The sequence below is a fragment of the SAR86 cluster bacterium genome (assembly GCA_023703675.1).
Taxonomy (GTDB): Bacteria; Pseudomonadota; Gammaproteobacteria; order Magnimaribacterales; family AG-339-G14; genus AG-339-G14.
Genome location: CP097974.1, coordinates 1,072,848 through 1,090,323, shown reverse-complemented (window position 1 = coordinate 1,090,323; position 17,476 = coordinate 1,072,848). Strand labels below are relative to the sequence as shown.

Sequence of the window (17,476 nt, the reverse complement as noted above, 5' to 3'; positions counted from 1 at the left end):
AAGCTCTTAGAAGGATTGCTGATAAGTTAATTTCCACTCTTCCCCAGGAGCGTAATAAGTTGTTTGAAAACTTGCAAGAAAAGGATCTCCAAATTGAGCGTAGCCATATAATTCGTCTGTTATATTTTTTCCAATTAAAGATATGGTCTGACTATCAGAAATTTGCCAACTCGAGTTAAAGTCCAAAGTTGAATAGCTATGAAGCTGAGAATAGTCGTAAAGCTCTGTAGTTGTGAAATCGTCACCAACATGAGTCCAACTGAGAGAAGTTAATACAGATCCTCCCCTTAAAGAAAAGTTATGCAAAAACGTAAAATTCGTTCTAGATTCAGGACCCTCTGCATCATAAGCATATTTTGTGAAGTCGTTACCACTGTCGTCAAAAAACTCTTTGTATTTTCCTCCGTAAACTCCTCTAGAAGACAATAAGGATAGATTGTCCGTTAATGAATATTTCAATTCGATTTCATAACCGTCCACTTCAGCTTTTTGAATGGGAACAGTAACTATAGAAGCAACTCCGTTTTGAGCAATCTTTCCAATAGTCCTTTGGTTATTGACGTATTCAAAGAAAAATAAATTTGCGTTCAACTGCAGTCTATTGTTCAGGTAAGTTCCTTTGGTTCCGATTTCATAATTGTCCGCAGTTTCTGCTGGGAAGCCTGTAACTTTGTCGTCATTACTAAATCCCCCAGAGGCAAAGCCTTTTGCATAAGAAAAGTATATTAAAGAGTCATTATTCAAAGAATAATCGATAGCAAATCTGGAAGAATCGTTTTTAAACTCTTCATTTCCTAAACAATAGGAGTCTTTGTAAAAAGTTCCAGCAGGTCCAAAATTTAAAGCAGTGCCTTGAAAAAATGTTTGAGAGCATGTTTGCGCTACGGGCGATCTTACCCCTCCAAAGCCATTACTCAGCCCAGGAATTATTGCGTCTGAATAAGTTTTTACCATCTTGTTTTCCTTGGATGTTCTGAAACCAAGTGTCATGTTAGTTTTATCATTCAATGCATATGTGCCTTCAAAGAAATATGCGGTAGAGTCATTTTCTGCAAAAGTAGTTTGCTGAGAACTAAAAGCTTGTAGACTTTGAACAGTTGCACAGTATCTGGCTTGGGTAGCTGGGTCAGAACAATCTTTTCCTAACAAAGCAAACACAGAAGCCAGCATGACATTAGCTCTTGCATCAACTGTTGCTTGGGTTTCATCAGTTCCGACTCCGTCATAATACATTGTGTTCAGTTGGTTGATTCCAGCCTCATCAAAAGTATACGCACCAATAACGTAATCAAGTTTTCCATTCAAAGCTTTACCAGACCACCTCAGTTCAATTTGATTTGCGTTGGCATCGTTTACGATGTCTCTTGGATCAAGATATCCGGCAGCTTTTTTACCATCGGATGGCAAAGCATTTGAAGGTCTATTGCCACCAACACTTAACCCTAGATTTCCATTCAAAGAATCCAATTGAGTGCTTCCTATCAAAAGCTTTAAGTCGCCATAATCATTAGAATAATTAAAATCTAAAGTTGTTCTTTCTAAATCATCTTCTACTCTAGGACTACTCAGAGAAGTGCCACTTACTCCAGGAACGCTAGCATTACAATTATTCTGAATAGCTGCAGCTAGCGTTGGATCAGCAACTGCCGCAGCTCCCATTAAAGCTGAAGCGTTTATGCCAATAGCTCCAGAACCGTTCAAAGGGTGGGCAACGATTTTACAGGCTCCTAGCGCACGACTTCCATCTCTGTTGTAAATAACGTGAGAAAGGTTAAGAGTAAAATCGTCGTTAAATTTATACAAACCAGATATTCTTAAAGTTTCTGCATCTATTTCTCCAGAAAAATCATTTAAAGTATTGTTGTAAATGTATCCATCTTGTCTCTCGCTACTATACGACACCCTTAACCCTGAATTAGCTGAAATAGGTAAATTAGCCATAAAAGCCAATTCATCTCTTGAATCACTACCCGCACCAATTCTTACTTTAAAATTTTCTTTTTCCAGACTTGGCTTGTTGTAAAAAAAAGAAACGGCTCCAACAGTTGAGTTTTTTCCAAATAAAGTTCCTTGAGGCCCTTTTAGAACTTCCACTCTATTTAAATCCCAAAGGTCTAGGAAATTTCCTTGAGTTCTCGAGACATAAATTCCATCTATGTATGTTGCCGCTTGAGACTCAGAAGTAACCGAAAATCCACTTCCGCCAACACCCCTAATTGTTACAGCAGATGTTCCATAAGCACCATTCTTAACGACTTGTAGATTAGGCGAAACTCGATCAAGATCTTCGTAGGTGAAAATACCAACTTCTTCAAGAGTTTCACCAGAAAATGCAGAAATTGAAATAGGTACAGATTGAGAACCTTCCTCTCGTTTTCTCGCGGTGACAATGACTTCTTCAGAAATATTACTAAAAGTGTTTTGAGTAGATTGAGAAAATCCTAAAACAGGATTTAATGAAATAATTATTAATAAAATTTTTAAGCGCACTTTCCCCCCGAAAAAACTAAATGATAATGTAATTACTCAGCTAATCAACTAATAAATAAAAATTTTAATACTGGAAAAAAATAAAAAAATAATTATCATTTCTGTATGTTACTGAAAGAACAAAATAGGCTCTTGAAGGGCTTAATTGGGCATCTCGATGCCAAAACTAATGTAGATGCTGGAGGTATTATGAAGACTCCAGCTGACACCTACACTTGTCAAAAAAGGCTAGATTTAGAATGGGATACGTTTTTTAAAAATCATCCTCAAATTATTGGCATGTCTGGAGATTTGTCTGAACCAAATAGTTATGTGACTATTGAAGATTTTGGTTCATCAATCCTTGCTACAAGAGACGCTAAAGGAAAGTTTAAGGCGTACGCTAATGTTTGTTCACATCGTGGCGCCCAAATAGAGCAAGCAAAGCGTGGGGTTAAAGCGAAATTTTCTTGTCCTTTCCACGGTTGGACTTTTGATAACAATGGAGCTTTAGTCGGATATCCCAAAAGTGATCAGTTTGGAAAAATAGATAAAGACTGTTATGGTCTGACCGAGTTGCCAAGTTTGGAAAAATATGGATTTCTTTGGGTTCACCCTCGATCAGATGGGGAAATAAAATTAGATGAATTATTGGGCAGTAAGTTAGAAAAAGAATTTCAAGCTTGGGATTTCGACAGATTAATTCTTTCCAATGAAGAAGAATATCAAACAGAGATGAATTGGAAATTAGCAATCGATACTTTCGGGGAAACCTATCATTTTTCGGTATTGCATAAAGATTCTCTTTTTCAGTCATTTCATGGCAACTGTCAGATGTTTGATAGTTTTGAAAGGAATGGAAGATTGATTTTATGTAAGCGTGACATAGATGAAATGAGAAAATTACCCGAGAAAGATTGGAAGATTTGTACTGGTTCTTTACCAGTTTACTATTTGTTTCCAAACATAATTTTTATGCCTACTCCTGAGGGAGCCTTTCTCGTAAAAGAATATCCTCTGGAAAATTCTCCGCATAAAAGTGTTTCAAAAATTTCATTTTATTTTTATCCAGAAGCTATTGAAGCAGCCAATAAAATGGGTGTATCCGCGGAGACCGGACAAAACCCCTTGGAAGAGTTATACAGCGCTTTTGGTAGTGTGATTAGAGACGAAGATTACGTCGCTGCCGCATCCTCTCATAAAGGGCTAAATTCTGGCCATCTAGATTTTTTGACTTTTGGAAAAAATGAACCTGCACTTCATCATTATCACAACACTTACAGAGACGCTTTGGGTCTGCAAAAATTGCCTTTAATAAAGGTTTAAAATGATCGATTTATATTACGCGCCAACTCCTAATGGTTGGAAGATTTCGATAATGCTTGAAGAGTGTGGAATGGATTACAAAGTAGTGTTTGTAAATTTGGGCAGCGGCGATCAATTCAAACCCGATTTTCTAAAGATAAGCCCCAACAATAGAATGCCAGTAATTGTTGACCATGAAAATATTGTTAATGGTGAGCCGATAAGTGTGTTTGAGTCTGGCGCTATTTTGATGTACATAGCAGAAAAGGCTGGGAAGTTTTTTCCTCAAACTTCGCCTGAAAGAGAAAGAGTTCTTGAATGGTTATTTTGGCAAGTTGGCGGTTTAGGCCCAATGGCAGGACAGGTGAGTCATTTTGTAAATTACGCGCCAAATTTTCCTGGTGATCATTCTTACTCTGAAAAAAGATACAAAGACGAATACGATCGTCTGCTCGGCGTAATGGATCGAGTTTTGGCTGAAAGAGAATATCTTGCTGGAGAGTATTCAATTGCAGATATGGCTTCATTCCCTTGGGTTACAGCTTACAAGCGATATGAAGTAGATTTGGATTCTTTTGCAAATGTTAGAAGGTGGTTTGATGCCATCAAGTCTAGACCAGCAGTGAGAAAGGGCATCGAAGTCGGTAAGGAGGTTAGAAATTTTGGAAAGGGTATATCCAAAGAAAGTCTAAAAACTATGTTCAATCAAGACGCAAAGAGTATTTCAGAAATGGCAAAAGCTAAAAAAGAGGAATAATCAAATTAAATTATTTTTTCTATAAGTTGAAGCCGATCATTGCCAAAATACATATCATTTACATCAAGAAAAAAGGTTGGTGAGCCAAAGCCACCTCGATCAATTAGATTTTGGGTATTATCAACTAGTCTCTGTTTTACTTCAGAATTATTTATGAACTCGATAAATTCTTTCGGATTGACTTCCATTTTCTCCACGAGTCTCTCTAGAAATTCATCTTCAGAAATATTTTCTCCATTGGTCCAGTAAGCTTTAAAGATTTGCTCAACATAAGGTTCTAAATTTCCGTGATCGATAAAGTAAAAGCAACCTCTCATTGCCTTAACACTATTTACAGGGAAGATTTTAGGCCAATTGATTTGTATGCCTCTATAGTTAGCCCAATCTAAAAGATCTTTTTGAGAATATTCTAATTTCTCTTTTACTGGATTTTTTCTGCTTTCATAAACACTAGGATTAATAGAATTGAAAATGCCACCAACTAAAATTGGCTTCCAAATGATTTCAAAATCTTTTCTTTTTGATAGATCTAAAATTCCTCTGAATGAAAGATATGTCCAGGGGCTACTACAGTCAAAAAAATATTCTAAAGATTTCATTTTTTAAAAATCTATTATTCCAGATTCTTTTAACGCACTAATGTCTGCTTCACTTTTACCAAGGCTAATTAAAATTTCTCTTGTATGTTCGCCAAGATCTGGGCCTTTTGCCGGAGTTTTTTTAGGCTCGTTTTTTAGAAAAACTGGACTATTTACAGTAAGAGAATCTTCTTCGAATGCTTCGTTTTCATACTTAATCAATACCCCACTATCAAGAAATTGTTGATCGCTTGCAAGATCATTTGATTTGTTCATGAATCCAAAAGTAACACCAGAATCTCTCAATTTATCTATAACTTCAGTTAGGCTATATCGTATAAATACATCTTCTAAAATTTTGTACAACTCATGAAAATTAGAATTTAATTTTTTAAAACTAGAAAATTTTTCATTCTCGTTTAAATAATTTAAATCCATTGCATTTAGAAATTTAGGCCATTCTTTAGCTGCGTCGATTATAGCCAAGAGTAAAAACCTACCGTCTTTAGTTTTGTATCTTCCTCCGAAAGGATGAAGAGGAGATTCTTCTTGTCGGTCTGGAAATTCTGCATTGAACAATCCTGCTTGAATATAGCTACCATTTGACCAAGCTCCATTTGCCATCAATGAAGTGTAGACTTCTCCTCCTTTTCCAGTTTTCTCTCTTCTGTATAAAGCTGTCATTATGCTTGCAAACAAAGCAACACCAGTAGGCTGATCGCCTATACCAATCGGAACAAATCCGGGGGAAGAATTATCAGATGGTCTCACAATATCCATCAAACCACTTCTTGCCCACCAAGCCAAAACATCAAAAGCAGTTCGATGGGAGTCTTCACCGCTTTCACCATAACCAGTTAGTGATCCATAAACTAGCCTTTCGTTTATAGGTAATAAATCTTCGGCACGTATTTTCAACTTTTCTCTAGTTTTTTTTGGCATGTTGGTGACAAATACATCTGCTTCTTTTATTAATTCTTTTAAGATTTCTTGGCCTTTAGAGGTGTTTAGATCCAATGCGAGACTTTTTTTATTCCTAGAAGTTAAATGCCAACAGTAATCTTTGTCTCCCTGTGGGTTAACTCTTCTAGTTCGCAGGATAAGATGTCTTAAACTATCTCCTACTTTAGGAGGCTCGATTTTAATAACCTCGGCACCAAAATCAGAAAGTATGGTTGTGGAAGCAGGTCCAGCAATAAAGCTAGCGGCATCAATTACTTTTATTCCCTTTAATAATAAATTTTCCGACATTTAAAAATCTTTTCTCAACATAATAATATTGAGTTTGTATTTGGTCTGTCAATCAACTAATTTCTTGAAAACTCGTCAGTTGTTTCAATTAATAATTTAGAAATTTCTTTTTCAAAAGCAGAGTGTCCCGAAAATGGAGCAATTTTTAATTTAGATTCGGGCCAACGCGAATGTAATTCGTAAGCAGTGGTTGCTGGACAGACTAGGTCATATCTTCCTTGAACAATAACTGCGGGAATGTGTCTTATAGTGTCAACGCCATCGAGGAGCTGATTTTCGTGATCTAAGAAACCATTGTTAATAAAGTAATGATTTTCTATTTGAGCAAAAGCTAGCGCAAATTCAGCATTGATCGAATCTTTAACTGCATTTGGATTATGATTTATAAAGCTCGTTGAGGCTTCCCACTTTGACCAGGCCTTAGCAGCAGATAATTTTTTCTCCTTGTCCTCACCGTTGAAAATTTTTCTATAAGCATCAATTAGATCGAATCTCTCTTCTTCTGGAATTTCATTGATAAATCCTTGCCAAGCTTCTGGATAGATTTCACTTGCCCCATATTGATAAAACCATCTCAATTCTTTTTCTCTCAGCATGAAGATTCCTCTCAGCACAAGTTCTGTGACACACTCTGGGTGTTTTTGTGCATAAGCAAGTGCAAGGGTACTTCCCCAAGATCCACCAAATACTAACCACTTTTCAATTTCTAACTTCTTTCTTATCGTTTCTATGTCTTGAACCAAATGCCAAGTTGTATTATTTTCTAAACAAGCATGAGGTTTACTTTTTCCACAACCCCTTTGATCAAAAAGGACAATTCTGTATTTTTTTGGATTAAAAAATCTTCTTGAAAATTTACCAGCGCCACCACCAGGACCTCCATGAAAAAAAACGGCGGGTTTTCCTTTAGGATTCCCACATTGTTCATAATAAATTTCATGAATTCCGTCTTTGATAAAACCTGAGTCAAATGGCTCTATTGCTGGGTAAAGGATTTGTTTTTTTCTGAAGAAATTCATTAAGACATCATACTTCAGGTTTTTTTTGAAAGATATTTTTTAAAAGGTGCCCAGAGGTGGAATGGAACAAATTTATTGATCTTTCAAGTATTTGTGCTTTACCAGTTGTTAAGTCTTTTAAGTTTGCTGGTTTTGTATGCCATGCAGAGTTTTAAACCATAGGTTCCATTGAGATCATTATATTATTTTCAAAATCTCTATCCTTTTCTTTAGTTAAGTCGTTGTAGAAATAGTATGTATTTTTAAAGGTTCTAAAAGTCTTATTTTGTATAAATTGCTCCTAGTAGTAACCAACGAATATTTTCATTGTTTCATTTTCTTACATAACTCTTCAAATTTTAATAAAGCTATAGGTACTTTTTGCGATGACTTAAAGAAAGCGTGAACTTTATAAAGGTTCTGTTACAGAATTGAAAATTTTAAGAAAAAATCATACTGATTAGATTTATGAGCATTGAATCAGAACTTACATAAGTTTCTAATAGTTTCATTGGTGAATCAAAAAAAATACAAGTCTATTTGGTTGTCAGACATTCATTTGGGCACCAAGGGTTGTCAAGCAGAAAGACTACTTGATTTTCTCTACAATAATTCCTGCGAAGAACTATATCTTGTTGGAGACATCGTTGACGGCTGGCGAATGGAACAATCTCTTTTTTGGCCCCAAGCGCACACCAATGTTTTAAGACGTTTTTTGTCTTATGCCAAAGATGACACAAATGTAAATTACATCACTGGAAATCACGATGAGTTTCTTAGATCATATTCGCCTATCCTACTTGGAAATGTAAAAGTTACTGATCGAGCTATTTATACCTCGATAAGTGGAAAAAAATACCTTGTCATCCATGGCGATCAATTTGATTTAGTTACGAAATACAGTAAATGGATTTCTAAATTAGGAAGCTGGGCTTATGAACTCTTGATGGCAACAAATAGAGTAGTAAATTTTTTCAGAAAAAATTTCAATCTTGGATACTGGTCCTTCTCAGCATTCGTAAAACACAAAGTTAAATCAGCAGTAAATTTTATAAGCGATTTTGAGAGTACTTTAGCTTTTGTATGTAAAAAAGAAGGATTTGATGGTGTAATTTGCGGACATATTCATTCAGTTGCGAATGAAATGATAGATGAAATACATTATTTAAACTGTGGCGACTGGGTTGAGTCTTGTACAGCATTGGTAGAAGATTATGAGGGCCGTTTTCACATAATTGATTATTCTAAATATACAAACAATCAAAATCATACAGAAGATAAGGTTGCATGAAAATTCTTTTGGTCACGGATGCTTGGAAACCTCAAGTTAATGGCGTAGTAACTACATTAGAAAATTTAGTAAAGAAACTATCAATAAATAATGATGTAAAAATTATTGAGCCAAATAGTTTTGTTTCTGTTCCTATACCTTTTTATAAGGAAATAAAACTTTCACTGAATGTTTTTAAAATAAAAAAAATAATAAACGATTTTCGTCCAGATTTAATTCATATTGCAACTGAGGGCCCGCTTGGGCTTTATGCAAGAAAAGTGTGTTTGGTTGAAAAATTAAAATTTTCATCTTCTTACCACACAAACTTTCCCTTATATCTAAAAAAAATGCTGGGTATTCCAGTTCAATTTACAAATAGATTTGAAAGATGGTTTCACAATGCAGCTTGTGTGACCTTTGTAAATACTCCATCTCATAAAAAGGAACTGGAAGAGATAGGAATTAAGAAATTAGCTTTATGGTCAAGGGGCATTGATGAAAACATTTTTTCCCCCACTCCAAGTGATAGAAATAATAGTTACTATCTATATGTTGGCAGAGTATCTAAAGAAAAAAATTTAGAGTCTTTCTTAAGTTTAGAACTGGACAAAAAGAAAGTCGTTGTAGGTGATGGGCCTAGTTTGAAAAGTCTCAAAAAAAAATATCCAGATGTAGAATTTCTTGGCTATAAATTTGGCAGAGAGCTTGCAGAAATTTACTCAAACGCATGTGTTAAGGTTTTCCCTTCTCGGACTGATACCTTTGGAATAGTGATGATAGAAGCAAATGCCTGTGGAACTCCAGTGGCAGGATATCCAGTAACCGGACCTATTGATGTTGTTAAGAATGGCGTAAATGGCTATTTAAATAAAGATTTATACCAAGCAATAAAGCAAGCACAAAAAGTTGATCCTAAATCGTGTATTGCATATTCAAAAAAATATTCTTGGGACGAAGTTGCAAGCAATTTTATTTCTTCGGTAACAACGGCACATTCATGAATATTAATGTTATTGGTGCAGGATATGTTGGCTTGGTAACTGCAGCATGTTTTGCCCACTCAGGACATGAAGTTAAATGTTATGACATAGATAAGGATAAGATTGATCTTCTTAAAAACGGTAAAACTAATATTTATGAGCCTCAGCTTGAATCTTTGCTAAAAGAAAATTTAGGAAATAATCGATTAAGTTTTTCAGATAAGTTGAAGGAAGTTTCCGATTTTTCAAATATATTTTTTATTTGTGTCGGCACACCACCCAGAGGTTCGGGTGAGGCAAACTTACTAGCTCTCTACAAATCAATTTTTTCTATTTCTGAAAATACAAAAGATGCTTTTTTTATTATTAAATCTACTGTTCCTCCAGGCACATGTGAAGAATTATCAACAATGATCGATTCCTCAAAGAATATCAATATTTCAATGTGTCCAGAATTTTTAAGAGAAGGTTCTGCAGTAAAAGATTTCTTAAAACCTGACAGAATAGTCATTGGTAAAAATTCTGATATCTCAGAAGATTTTTTTCTAACTATTTTTTCTCCTTTCATAAGGGAGAATAAATCTATAATTTTTATGGACACACCTTCGGCAGAGTTGACTAAATATGCTTCAAATGCTTTTTTGGCTACTAAAATAAGTTTTATGAATGAGCTTTCAAATTATGCCGACATAAAGGGTGCTGATATTGAGAAAGTAAGAATGGGTATAGGACTTGATAAAAGGATAGGTTATGAATACCTATATCCTGGATTGGGATTTGGCGGTTCATGTTTTCCTAAAGATATCAGAGCGATAATTGATAATGCTAATGACGCAAATCTAGATTTGAAACTATTAAAATCTGTAATTGAGATTAATGATTTCCAGGTAGACATTTTTACTAAAAAGATTACAGAATATTTCAAATCTGATGATTTATCTGGCCTTACTCTTTCTGTATGGGGTGTATCCTTCAAACCTAATACAGACGATATTCGTTTCGCTCCTGCAATTAAATTGATTAAAAATCTTCTAAACAAAGGAGCGCTTGTTAAAGCCTATGACCCTAAGGCTCTTGATAATTTAAGAGAAACTATAAAGCATAAAAATTTATCTTTTAATGATAATCCTTTCGATGCAGCTAAAGAATCAAATGCATTGATTATCGCTACAGAATGGAAAGAATTTTTTAACATAGACTTGGAAGAGTTAAAAACTTATTTAAAAAATGCAGTTATTTTTGATGGAAGGAATATCTACGATCCAAATCTTCTGTCTAAGAAAGAATTTGATTACATATGTATTGGAAGGCCAACTAAAGTAAATAACATACAAAAGTTTTCTAATTCTTTGAATGTTATAAAATAATGAAGTCTTAAAAAAGATTCTATTTTTTTAGTTTTAGAAAATTGTGATGTCCCTGCTAGGAATCGAACCACCGACACAAGGATTTTCAGTTCTTTGTTCGTAAGTCATAATCCCTTTAAATTATTACCTTTCAGACCATTTGTGTGCACACCTGTGTGCACGAACATGATAAAAACCTTCACAGCATTGATACAAAGAGCGCACACATGAAACCAGTAATTTAATCTATCTTTTAAGGGTTTTTAATATTTCCTCAACCTTATTGTCAAAACCCTTCTCATCATTTAATGCTTCCTTAACACATTCTTTCATATGTCTTTTTAATATTTTTCCTTCAATACTTGTAAGAGCATTTCTAACTGCCTTGATTTGATTGAGTATATCAATGCAATACTTTTCTTCATCAATCATGTTAGCAATTCCACGAACTTGTCCCTCAATTCTGTTAAGACTAGGAATTTCTTCTTTATGGCATGGATTTTTCATACGAATTTAGGAACTAAATAAGTAAATATTGTAGCAAAAATAAACAATACAACTGAAATGTAATAAACATATCTTGATTGTTTTCTAGTTTGCATGCATAACTTGCCTAACTCAGGATCTGTGGGGCAAGGCATATAATAAGTTTTATAATTCACATATCCAGCAAATATGATGGTCACTGAAGCAAATATTGTTATAGATAATTTATATTGAGATAAGACAATTAAAAATGGAAAGACTGTTATTAAACTTGCAAAAGAAGCACCTGCACCAACTGCAATAAATAATGAAGGAAGTGCACAACATATTAAAGTTGATGACGAGGCAAACAAGGATAAAAAATTTGCTGATTTATCTTGCATAATTTTTAAAGATTAATAACCTGCATATCAATTGCATTTTGTCCGTTTATTAGAATTTTTTCCTTGATATCATCAAAGATTATTTCATGAGCAACATTGTATGCGATTAAAACTTTTCCTTTGCTCAGATCAACGTCTACTTTTTTTACATTGGTGTCTTTTTTAAATGTTTTTTCAATACCTCTAGCACAAAAATCACACACCATACCTTGAACATTCACGATTGCAATTTGGGTATCTTCAAGATCCATAACGAATTTATCAAATCTCTCAGGATCAACTTCTAATTTCTTACCATCTACAAATTCTTCATGAACATGTCCTTCATGAGTATGATGCATGCCGTCATGAGGGGTTTCTCCCCATGCCATTGAAGTAAAAATAAGAATTAATAATATATTTTTCATTTTTCCTCTCAAAATCTATACATTAGATGAATATCCCATTTAGTTTTTTTGCTATAACCAAATTCCATAAGAACATTTCCTTTAAAAAATTTTAATACAGGGTAAGTTGACCACTTATTTTCAAGAGAATTATCTTTTGCCTTAATCATTATCCATGTGTGCAAGTCACCATAATCACCAAGATAGGGCGCAACTCCTATTTGATAGTATTGTTCTAAATAGTCTTGAATTTTTCTTTCAGTTTCCTTTATTCCAAAACCAACAAATAATCTTCTTGTTTCCCAATCTCCATGTATACCATAAAAAAATTCATCAAAACCTTTTGAACTAACACCAGATTGAAAATACAAATTTCTTTGAGAGTTTTCAGTATTCTTTCTATTTATCAAGTATGTATATCTAACATATGAATAATTATCTTTAAAATATTTATTTCTTATAACTTCAATCCCAATTGAGTATTTATAGGATGGCGAATAATGGTAGTAGATAGAATTTTTTATGTTATCTGAAAACGCCATTATGGTTGAACCACCTGTGTAAGATATAGGTCTAGCATCAAGTCCAAACGACATGACAGACAAAAGACAAATAATTCTTATACCCATTGGGGGTATTTTAGTATTATTGAGTTGGTTTTAAAAATGTTATCTCGTTGGTGCCCAGAGGTGGAATCGAACCACCGACACAAGGATTTTCAGTCCTTTGCTCTACCAACTGAGCTATCTGGGCTTGGGAAAGAAAATATCTTAGAAGAATCGTCTTTAATGCGCAATCAATTTAGAATATATGTTTAGCAAAGGGGAGATTTTTATTGCCTAAGAAAAAATTAAAATGGGGAGTAATTGGAAATGGGGGAATCGCCAATGCTTTTTCTCATTCGATCAAACATTCTAAAACTTCAGAACTTCAAGCGGTATTCGGAAGAAATGAAACCAAAGTAAAGAATTTTGCACAAAAACATGGAATAAATTCTTTCAACAAACTAGATAAGTTTTTGAATAGCGGCATTGAAGCGGTTTATGTAGCTACTCCTCACGTTTCTCATTTTAAATATTCTTTGGATTGCATAAGAAGCAATCTTAATGTGTTGTGTGAAAAACCTTTAACGATAAATTCCTCTGAATCAATGATATTAATTAATGAAGCCCAAAAAAGAAAAGTTTTTCTTATGGAGGCATTTATGTATAGGTGTCACCCTCAGACTTTTAAGATTTTAGAGTACATTGAAAAGTATTTTCTCAATAAAAGAGTTTCTTTAAAGAGTTCATTTGGCTTTAGTGCTGATGTATCAAAAGAGCATAGATTAAGAAATCCAAAGTTAGCAGGAGGTGCAATTCTAGATGTAGGCTGCTATCCCTTATCTATGGCAAGACTAATTGGCGGAAAACTAACTGATTTACCTTTTGCAGAGCCTTCTAAAATAACTGTAGAAGGGGAGTTAGATGAAACAGGTGTAGACGCTAAATCAACAGCGACGATTGAATTTTCAGAAAATATTTCTGCAGAAATCAAGACGGCTATTAATGAGAACTATGAAAACAATTTGATTGTTGAAGCAGAAAACTTGAGATTAGAAATTTCTGATCCTTGGCATTGCGGACAATTTAACGACGGCATTTCTTCGGTTAAATTTATTAATCAAGGAAAAGAGGAAATCGTTCAGATAAATGATGAAGTAGGATTGTTTACTAGAGAAATTGATGAGGCGGCAAATTGCATAGCTCAAAATATTTTTGAATCATCTTTGATGTCCCACAAGGATACTTTAGGAAACATTCTTTCTTTAGAAAAATGGTATTCCAAGCTAGGAGTAATCTACCCAAGCAACGAAATCAAAAATTCTCCAATAATTGATCATTATTTTCATTTAGATTCTAACTTAGAAAAAGATACAACTGAAATACTAGGAAAATCAACTCCGAAAGTAGTCTTTGGTTGTGACAATCAAATCTCTGATTTACATGCCTACTGCATGTTTGAACATTTCTATCAACAGGGTGGAAGAATTTTTGATACCGCTTACATCTATAACAATGGTCTTTCAGATAAATACCTAGGCAATTGGATAAGAAAAAAAAATATTCAAGACGAGGTGATTATTCTAGGAAAGGGCGCACATACTCCACAGTGTGAGCCAAGTTTTATAGAGCCTCAAATAAAAGAATCTTTAAAGAGACTTAACTTAAAAAAATTCGATATTTATTGTTTGCATAGAGATAACCCTGAAGTTCCTGTAGGCGAATTTATTGATAAATTAAATGAATTAAAAAAAGCTGGATTCATTTCAATCTTGGGTGCTTCAAATTGGAGTCTTAATAGGTTTAGTGAGGCAAATGAATATGCCGAAGCTAATGATAAAGAAGGATTTAAAGTATTAAGTAACAACTTTAGTTTGGCAGAAATGAATCAGCCCGTTTGGCCTGGTTGTATGAGGTGTGATGAAGAATTTTTAGATTACGTAATTAAGAATAATATTTATTTGTTTCCATGGTCCAGTCAAGCTCGTGGATTTTTTGTACAACAACAATCATTCCCAAAAGGTTCCCATGGAGCTAACCCAACTTTGGATGAAGAATTAAGGGTTTGGCATAGTCGGTCAAATTTAGATCGAAGAGAGAGGTGTTTTCATTTAGCTGATGAATTAGGATGCACGGCAATTGAATTATCGTTAGCTTATGTTATCAATCGACATGAAAATATTTTTCCTTTAATTGGCCCAAGAAATCTATTTGAATCGGAGAGTTGTATGCGAGCCTTGTCAATTAAACTTACAAGCAAACAAATTACCTTTTTATTAAATGGATAAACTATTTAAGAGAAAGTTTTTCTTTTAAGTGAATATTTTCTGAAGAAGAGCCAATTAAAATTTCGTATTCACCTTCTTTTAATTTCCAATTTTTTGAATTGATGTCCCAATAAGAAAAATTTCTTTCATCTAATTCAAGGGTCACTAATTTTGTTTGTCCTTTTTTTATTCTTACTTTAATGAATGCTTCAAGAGTTTTAAGTGGCTCATTTTTGTTTGGACTTGGGGAACTGACATAACATTGAATTATCTCTTTTCCTTCTCTTTTCCCAATATTTGAAACTTCAAGATTGCAATAAACTTTTTTATTTTTTTGAATGAGACTTAAATTTTTATATTCAAAACTCGTATAACTTAGACCATGGCCAAAAGGAAACAATGTTTTGATGTCTCTTTTTTCATACCATCGGTAACCTAAGAGAAGCTTTTCTTCATAATTCATTTGTGAATTTTTCCCTGGGTAGGACGAAAAAGCCGGAGTACTTTTAATTTCTGTAGGGAAAGTTGTAGGAAGTTTTCCTGAGGGATTAGTTTCTCCAAAAATAATGTCCATGAGAGCATTTCCGTACTCTTGACCCCCAAACCAAGATTGAATAATTGCTTTTGGTTGGGTTACCCAGGGCATACTCACCGGAGAACCAGTGTTCAGAACCACAGCACAATTTGAATTTATCTTAGTGATTTGGTTAACTAAATCATCTTGGCTACAGGGTAGCTCAAGAGAGTTTCTATCATTACCTTCCGTCTCCCAATCTGAATTTGTGCCAACAAGTAAAATCACTGCATCTGAATCTTTAGCTATTTTTTTTGCAGCTTCTAATAAATTTTCTTTGTCAGGAGGTAAGCAACCAAATTGAACAGCAGGAAACCTTCCTTCAAAGGAATATATGACTTCGATTAGATATTTTTGATTCCGTTTTAAAATCAATTTTGTTTTTTTAGGAGCACTGCCAAAAGAGAAAAATGCCTCACCTGGTTGTATATCGTTTGCATTATCTATTATTTCTTTGCCATCGATTTTCATGACACATGGTCCAATGCCAAAAACTTCAAATTCGTGTGCGCCTTCAACATCTGCCTTGTATTCACAAGAGAATTTAACTTTGATATTGGGCCGTTCATCTTTGTTAATAATATCTTTTGCAAATCCATCAAAAACCCAAAACTTATTTCCTTTCAGAAATTCTGTCTTTAAGAGCTTAGATTCTTTTATTTCGCTGTCAAAATATTCGACTTTAAATCCTTCGGAATCAGAAAACAAAGACTCATTGAATTTTGGAAGGTACTTATGTGTATGTACGCCTTTTGCGTAAGAAATTCTTTTTTCATCTATGTAATTTTTCAAAGCCTCTAAAGGGTGGATTTGATAATGCGGTTTAAGGCTTGCACTTCCTCCTCCAATAATTTGACTAAATTTAGCGTTGGGTCCAATGAGAGCAATTGAATTAATCTTTTTTTTCTTTAGAGGAAGTAAATTTTCATTTTTTAATAAAACCATGCCTTCGCTTGCACAATTTCTTAATAACTTTTTATGCGATTTCCTATTTTTTTCTTTTTCGGATTTATTTTTTGGAGAACTAAATCTTCCTGTAAATTCCATAGTCGATAAAATTCTTTTTACTTTGTCATCAATTAAAGTTTCGGAGACTTCTTTTTTTTCTACGGCCGTTTTAAGTTTCTCTCCCCAAGTATTTCCTGGTCCAGGCATTTCCATATCTAAGCCACCAGTGGCATTATCAACGGTTTCTAAAGCAGCCCCCCAATCGCTTACAACGTAACCATCGAAGCCCCACTCTTTTTTTAAAATATCGATCAATAAATCTTTATTAGAACTGCAATAAATATTGTTGAGTTTGTTATACGCAGACATAACAGACTTTGCTTTTGCTTTTTTTACTCCCATCTCAAAGGGTAAAAGATAGATTTCTCTTAAGGTCCTTTCGTCAAGGTTTGAGCTTACTGTGTGTCTTTCAAACTCTGTATCATTAGCGACAAAGTGCTTCAAACAAGCGGAAACTTTTTTTGATTGAACTCCTTTTACATAGGCAACCGCAATTTCTCCTGTTAAAACCGGATCCTCTGAAAAGTTTTCAAAATGTCTTCCTCCAAGAGGGTGTCTGTGAAGATTTATAGTAGGCCCAAGAAGAACATCGACGTCTTTATCTAAAGCTTCTTGTCCAAGAGCAATTCCAATTTTATTTATTAATTCTTTGTTCCAAGTCGACCCTAAAGAAATAGGGCAAGGAAAACAGGCTGAGCTTTTTCCAGAGGTAGAATCTCCTCTAACTCCATTAGGACCATCTGACATTTTCATACTCGGAATTTTAAGTCTAGGTATTTTGTTGGAATACCAAGAATTAAAACCAGTTAATAACGAAATTTTCTCATCTAGCGTTAGTTTTTTAACTGTTTTCTTTATGCTTACCATGAGAGT

The 17,476-nt window shown here is 34.1% G+C and carries 15 protein-coding genes and 1 tRNA gene; 6 read left to right on the top strand and 10 right to left on the bottom strand.

Annotated elements, in window-relative coordinates; genetic code table 11:
• Positions 1 to 6: 6 nt before the first annotated feature.
• Positions 7 to 2,490, bottom strand: a complete 2,484-nt coding sequence (locus M9C82_05660; GenBank protein URQ73435.1) for a TonB-dependent receptor — start codon at positions 2,488 to 2,490, stop codon at positions 7 to 9.
• Between the two features lie 105 nt (positions 2,491 to 2,595).
• On the opposite strand from M9C82_05660, the gene M9C82_05655 reads away from it, so the two are divergent.
• Both M9C82_05655 and M9C82_05650 read left to right on the top strand, forming a co-directional pair.
• Positions 2,596 to 3,795: an aromatic ring-hydroxylating dioxygenase subunit alpha gene (locus tag M9C82_05655; protein URQ73434.1), complete on the top strand. Its 1,200-nt coding sequence runs from the start codon at positions 2,596 to 2,598 to the stop codon at positions 3,793 to 3,795.
• Between the two features lies 1 nt (position 3,796).
• On the top strand, positions 3,797 to 4,531 hold the full coding sequence (locus M9C82_05650) for a glutathione S-transferase N-terminal domain-containing protein (GenBank protein ID URQ73433.1): 735 nt from the start codon (positions 3,797 to 3,799) through the stop codon (positions 4,529 to 4,531).
• 5 nt (positions 4,532 to 4,536) lie between these two features.
• Here the strand turns inward: M9C82_05650 and M9C82_05645 are convergent, their stop codons facing one another.
• Genes M9C82_05645 through pip form a run of 3 tightly spaced genes read right to left on the bottom strand, consistent with a single transcriptional unit; the run spans position 4,537 to position 7,379 of the window.
• The gene (locus M9C82_05645; GenBank protein URQ73432.1) at positions 4,537 to 5,130 is read right to left on the bottom strand and encodes a 2-hydroxychromene-2-carboxylate isomerase; all 594 of its coding nucleotides are present in this window, start codon (positions 5,128 to 5,130) and stop codon (positions 4,537 to 4,539) included.
• Between the two features lie 3 nt (positions 5,131 to 5,133).
• The gene (locus M9C82_05640; GenBank protein ID URQ73431.1) at positions 5,134 to 6,360 is read right to left on the bottom strand and encodes a CoA transferase; all 1,227 of its coding nucleotides are present in this window, start codon (positions 6,358 to 6,360) and stop codon (positions 5,134 to 5,136) included.
• A gap of 56 nt (positions 6,361 to 6,416) precedes the next feature.
• Entirely contained in the window at positions 6,417 to 7,379 is a 963-nt protein-coding gene (gene pip, locus M9C82_05635) for a prolyl aminopeptidase (GenBank protein URQ73430.1), read from the bottom strand.
• 454 nt (positions 7,380 to 7,833) lie between these two features.
• Here pip and M9C82_05630 point away from each other — a divergent pair, with 454 nt between their 5' ends.
• The 3 genes from M9C82_05630 to M9C82_05620 are packed head-to-tail and all read left to right on the top strand — an operon-like array spanning position 7,834 to position 10,978.
• A complete protein-coding gene (locus tag M9C82_05630) occupies positions 7,834 to 8,649 on the top strand; it encodes a UDP-2,3-diacylglucosamine diphosphatase (GenBank protein ID URQ73429.1) in 816 nt (271 codons plus the stop codon).
• Positions 8,646 to 9,632, top strand: a complete 987-nt coding sequence (locus M9C82_05625) for a glycosyltransferase family 1 protein (protein ID URQ73428.1) — start codon at positions 8,646 to 8,648, stop codon at positions 9,630 to 9,632. Before M9C82_05630 ends, M9C82_05625 begins: the two co-directional genes overlap by 4 nt.
• Positions 9,629 to 10,978, top strand: coding sequence for a UDP-glucose/GDP-mannose dehydrogenase family protein (locus M9C82_05620; protein ID URQ73427.1), 1,350 nt, complete (start codon positions 9,629 to 9,631; stop codon positions 10,976 to 10,978). The genes M9C82_05625 and M9C82_05620 overlap by 4 nt, the downstream gene beginning before the upstream one ends.
• A gap of 225 nt (positions 10,979 to 11,203) precedes the next feature.
• Here M9C82_05620 and M9C82_05615 read toward each other — a convergent pair whose 3' ends face one another.
• The 5 genes from M9C82_05615 to M9C82_05595 form a co-directional block, all read right to left on the bottom strand.
• On the bottom strand, positions 11,204 to 11,464 hold the full coding sequence (locus M9C82_05615) for a metal-sensitive transcriptional regulator (GenBank protein ID URQ73426.1): 261 nt from the start codon (positions 11,462 to 11,464) through the stop codon (positions 11,204 to 11,206).
• Positions 11,461 to 11,826: a hypothetical protein gene (locus M9C82_05610; protein URQ73425.1), complete on the bottom strand. Its 366-nt coding sequence runs from the start codon at positions 11,824 to 11,826 to the stop codon at positions 11,461 to 11,463. The genes M9C82_05615 and M9C82_05610 overlap by 4 nt, the downstream gene beginning before the upstream one ends.
• A gap of 5 nt (positions 11,827 to 11,831) precedes the next feature.
• Positions 11,832 to 12,233: a cation transporter gene (locus M9C82_05605; protein URQ73424.1), complete on the bottom strand. Its 402-nt coding sequence runs from the start codon at positions 12,231 to 12,233 to the stop codon at positions 11,832 to 11,834.
• Positions 12,234 to 12,241: 8 nt separating this feature from the next.
• Complete coding sequence (locus tag M9C82_05600) at positions 12,242 to 12,841, bottom strand: hypothetical protein (protein ID URQ73423.1); 600 nt, start codon at positions 12,839 to 12,841, stop codon at positions 12,242 to 12,244.
• A 48-nt stretch (positions 12,842 to 12,889) separates the two neighbouring features.
• Positions 12,890 to 12,965, bottom strand: a tRNA-Phe gene (locus M9C82_05595).
• Positions 12,966 to 13,047: 82 nt separating this feature from the next.
• Here M9C82_05595 and M9C82_05590 point away from each other — a divergent pair.
• Positions 13,048 to 15,042, top strand: a complete 1,995-nt coding sequence (locus M9C82_05590) for an aldo/keto reductase (GenBank protein URQ73422.1) — start codon at positions 13,048 to 13,050, stop codon at positions 15,040 to 15,042.
• A 1-nt stretch (position 15,043) separates the two neighbouring features.
• On the opposite strand, the gene M9C82_05585 is transcribed toward M9C82_05590, so the two are convergent.
• Positions 15,044 to 17,470 (bottom strand): glycoside hydrolase family 3 C-terminal domain-containing protein, encoded by a 2,427-nt coding sequence (locus M9C82_05585; protein URQ73421.1) that lies wholly within the window; start codon positions 17,468 to 17,470, stop codon positions 15,044 to 15,046.
• Positions 17,471 to 17,476: the final 6 nt, after the last annotated feature.

What these genes read in the sequence shown, in the direction of transcription:
- M9C82_05655 (URQ73434.1), top strand. Translation starts at nt 2,596, where the DNA reads ATGTTACTGAAAGAACAAAATAGGCTCTTGAAGGGCTTAATTGGGCAT.
- M9C82_05650 (URQ73433.1), top strand. Translation starts at nt 3,797, where the DNA reads ATGATCGATTTATATTACGCGCCAACTCCTAATGGTTGGAAGATTTCG.
- M9C82_05645 (URQ73432.1), bottom strand. Translation starts at nt 5,130, where the DNA reads ATGAAATCTTTAGAATATTTTTTTGACTGTAGTAGCCCCTGGACATAT.
- M9C82_05640 (URQ73431.1), bottom strand. Translation starts at nt 6,360, where the DNA reads ATGTCGGAAAATTTATTATTAAAGGGAATAAAAGTAATTGATGCCGCT.
- pip (URQ73430.1), bottom strand. Translation starts at nt 7,379, where the DNA reads ATGAATTTCTTCAGAAAAAAACAAATCCTTTACCCAGCAATAGAGCCA.
- M9C82_05625 (URQ73428.1), top strand. Translation starts at nt 8,646, where the DNA reads ATGAAAATTCTTTTGGTCACGGATGCTTGGAAACCTCAAGTTAATGGC.
- M9C82_05620 (URQ73427.1), top strand. Translation starts at nt 9,629, where the DNA reads ATGAATATTAATGTTATTGGTGCAGGATATGTTGGCTTGGTAACTGCA.
- M9C82_05615 (URQ73426.1), bottom strand. Translation starts at nt 11,464, where the DNA reads ATGAAAAATCCATGCCATAAAGAAGAAATTCCTAGTCTTAACAGAATT.
- M9C82_05610 (URQ73425.1), bottom strand. Translation starts at nt 11,826, where the DNA reads ATGCAAGATAAATCAGCAAATTTTTTATCCTTGTTTGCCTCGTCATCA.
- M9C82_05605 (URQ73424.1), bottom strand. Translation starts at nt 12,233, where the DNA reads ATGAAAAATATATTATTAATTCTTATTTTTACTTCAATGGCATGGGGA.
- M9C82_05600 (URQ73423.1), bottom strand. Translation starts at nt 12,841, where the DNA reads ATGGGTATAAGAATTATTTGTCTTTTGTCTGTCATGTCGTTTGGACTT.
- M9C82_05585 (URQ73421.1), bottom strand. Translation starts at nt 17,470, where the DNA reads ATGGTAAGCATAAAGAAAACAGTTAAAAAACTAACGCTAGATGAGAAA.